The organism is Burkholderia sp. SJZ089 (assembly GCF_007828315.1).
GTDB classification, from domain to species: Bacteria; Pseudomonadota; Gammaproteobacteria; order Burkholderiales; family Burkholderiaceae; genus Burkholderia; species Burkholderia gladioli.
Window position 1 is genome coordinate 1 of the sequence record NZ_VIUM01000053.1, and the last position, 3,173, is coordinate 3,173.

The following is a 3,173-nucleotide window of genomic DNA, read 5'->3' on the forward strand; positions in this document are numbered from 1 at the left end:
CGCGAGTGGATGCCGGGCGCGGTGGCCATGGCGCTCAGGAAGTTGAGGACCTGCCGGTGCTCGACCATGACACCCTTGGGCTTGCCGGTGGAGCCTGAGGTGTAGATGACGTAGGCGAGGTGTCGCGAAGTGAGGCCGGGTACGACGGGGTTGGTGGCGGAGCGCTCGGGCAGCAACACGTTGGGATCGAGCAGGCGACGCCCGTCGAGTGCGTCCTGGCCGAGGGCGGCACGGCCGGCGGTATCGACGAGCACGATGCCGGGATCGGCATCGATGAGGATGTGAGCGAGTCGCTCGCCGGGATAGGCGGGGTCGAGGGGGACATAGGCGCCGCCGGCCTTGAGGATGGCGAGCAGGCCGACGAGCATGGCGCTCGAACGCTCGACGCAGATGGCCACGCGCGAATCGGGCTGCACGCCGAGGGCGATGAGCTCGTGCGCGAGCTGGTTGGCCCGCTCGTTGAGCTGGGTATAACTGAGCGTTTGATCCTCGAAGACGAGGGCGACGGCGTCGGGCGTGCGCTCGACCTGCTGCTCGAACGACTGGTGAATGCAATGCTGCTCGGGATAGTCCGCCTGCGTCGCATTCCAGTCGCCCAGCAGCAGCTTGCGCTCCTCGGGCGGCAGGATGTCGACATGATCGATCGCCTGCGTTTCGTCCCGGACCATCGCTCGCAGCATGGCCTCCAGGTAACCCGCCTGTCGCTCGATGGTGGCCCTGTGGAACAAGGCCGTCGAATAGCTCAGGGTGCCGAAAATCTCGTCGCCGTTCTCCTCGAGCGCCAGTTCCAGATCGAACTTCACCGTGTCGTAAGCGGGCGGCAGCGCCGTGACTTCCAGCTCGGGCAGCGGCAATGACGTGCCTTGTTGGGACTGCCAGCTGAACATCACCTGGAACAGCGGCGCATGCTCCAGCTTGCGCGGCGGGTTGACGATCTCGACGATCTGCTCGAAAGGCAGGTCCTGGTGGTCCTGCGCGGCCAGCGCGGCGTGACGCACGCGTGCGAGCAAGGCGGCGGCATCGGGCGTGCCGGACAGATCCAGGCGCAGTGCCAGCGTGTTGACGAAGAAGCCGATCAGCGGCTCGACCTCCTGGCGATTGCGATTCGCGCTGGGCGTGCCGATCACGATGTCCTGCTGGCCCGACAGCCGCGCGAGCACGGCGGCCCAGGCGCCCATCACGGTCATGAACAGCGTGGCACCGTGCGTTTGCGCGAGGCGCCTGAGCGCCTGCGTGAGTTCGGCATCGAGGCGCATCGGCACATGGGCGCCGACGAAGGATTGCTGCGCGGGACGGGGGTGATCGGTGGGCAGGTCGAGCAGCGTCGGCGCATCGGCGAGCGTTTGGCGCCAATACTCGCCTTGGGCCTGCAAGCGCTCGCCCGTGAGCCACTGGCGCTGCCAGGCGGCGTAGTCGGGATACTGGATGGCCAACGGCGCGAGCGGATCGGGCCGGCCATCCAGGCAGGCCCGATAGAGCGCCTGCAGTTCGCTGAACAGGACGTCGAAGGACCAGCCGTCCGAGACGATGTGATGCTGGGTCAGCAGGAACGCATGCTCGTCCTCGCTCAAGCGGACCAGGCGAGCGCGGATCAGCGGGCCGTGCTCCAGGTCGAAGGGCGTGTGAGCTTCCTGGGCACTGATGGCCTGCAACAGCTGCTGCGCGTCGGGTGCATCGCGAAGATCGTGATGCGTCACGGGCAAGGCGGTGCCGACCGGCAGCAGTCGCACCTGCGGCTGACCCTGGACCGCGACGAATACCGAGCGCAGCGCCTCGTGACGATCGAGAAGCGTGTCGAGTGCGCGCTGCCATGCTGCCGTGTCGAGTCGGCCTTGCAGGCGCAGCGCCAGCGGGATGTGATAAGTGGCGCTGACGCCATCGAGTTGGGCCAGGAACCACAGTCGCTGCTGGGCGAAGGAGAGCGGCAACTCGCCATCGCGCGGGACCGGCGTGATGGGCGGCAAAGCGGCGGCGCCCTGGTCCAGGCGGTTGGTAATGAGCGCAGCCAGGCCGGCGAGTGTGGGCGAGGCGAACAGCTTGGCGAGAGGCAGCTCGGTGCCAAGCGCGGCGATACGGCCGACCAGCCGCACGGCGAGCAGGGAATGCCCGCCGAGTGCGAAGAAACTGTCGTGGCGGCCGATGCGCTCGACGCCGAGCAGCTCGGCCCAGATCTCGGCAAGCGCACATTCGATCTCGCCTTGAGGGGCTTCATAGACTTGGCGCGCGAGCGCGGACGAATCGGGCGCTGGCAGCGCGCGGCGATCGAGCTTGCCGTTGGGGCTGAGCGGCAGGGCGTCGAGCCGCACGAAGGCGGTGGGCACCATGTAGTCGGGCAACTGCGCGGCGAGGTGGTCGCGGATCGCGCCGATCAACTGCTCGTCGTGCTCGGCTACGACATAGGCAACCAAACGCTTGTCGGCGCCGTCGCCGAGTGCGAGCACGACCGCCTCGCGCACGGCGGGATATTCCACGAGCCGTGCCTCGATCTCGCCGAGCTCGATCCGGAAGCCGCGGATCTTGACCTGGAAGTCGTTGCGGCCGAGGTATTCGATATTGCCGTCGGGCAGGTAGCGGGCGAGATCGCCGGTGCGATACATGCGAGCGTTGGCGTCACTGACGAAGGGATCGCGCACGAAGCGCTCGGCGGTGAGTTCGGGGCGGTTGAGATAGCCGCGCGCGACGCCCACGCCGCCGATATGCAGCTCGCCGACCGCGCCCAGCGGCACGGGCTGCCCGTGTTCGTCGAGCAGGTAGATCCGCGTATTGGCGATCGGGCGGCCGATGGGGACCGTCGAGCCGGCGTAGTCGGGCGGGCAGGTCCAGGCGGAAACGTCGATCGCGGCTTCGGTCGGCCCGTAGAGATTGTGGATCCTGGCGGCGGGCAGCAAGGCCTGGCAGCGCCGGATCGCGGAAACCGGCAGGGCCTCGCCGCTGCAGACGAGCCGCTGCAGGGAGGTGCAAGCCTGGACCCCCTCGGTGCCCAGGAAGATATTGAGCATCGAGGGAACGAAGTGGGCGGTGGTGATGCGCTGGCGGTCGATGAGCGCGATCAGGGCTTCGGGGTCGCCCTGTATGCCGGGGGCGGCGACGACGAGGGTGGCGCCGTTGAGCAGGGTCCAGAAGAATTCCCAGACGGAGACGTCGAAGCCGAAGGGGGTCTTCTGCAGGACACG

1 protein-coding gene is annotated in these 3,173 nt (G+C 67.9%); it reads right to left on the reverse strand.

Annotated features, from left to right (window positions below):
• On the reverse strand, nucleotides 1-3,173 hold a 3,173-nt coding region (locus FB600_RS36925; RefSeq protein WP_315898364.1), incomplete at both ends, for a condensation domain-containing protein.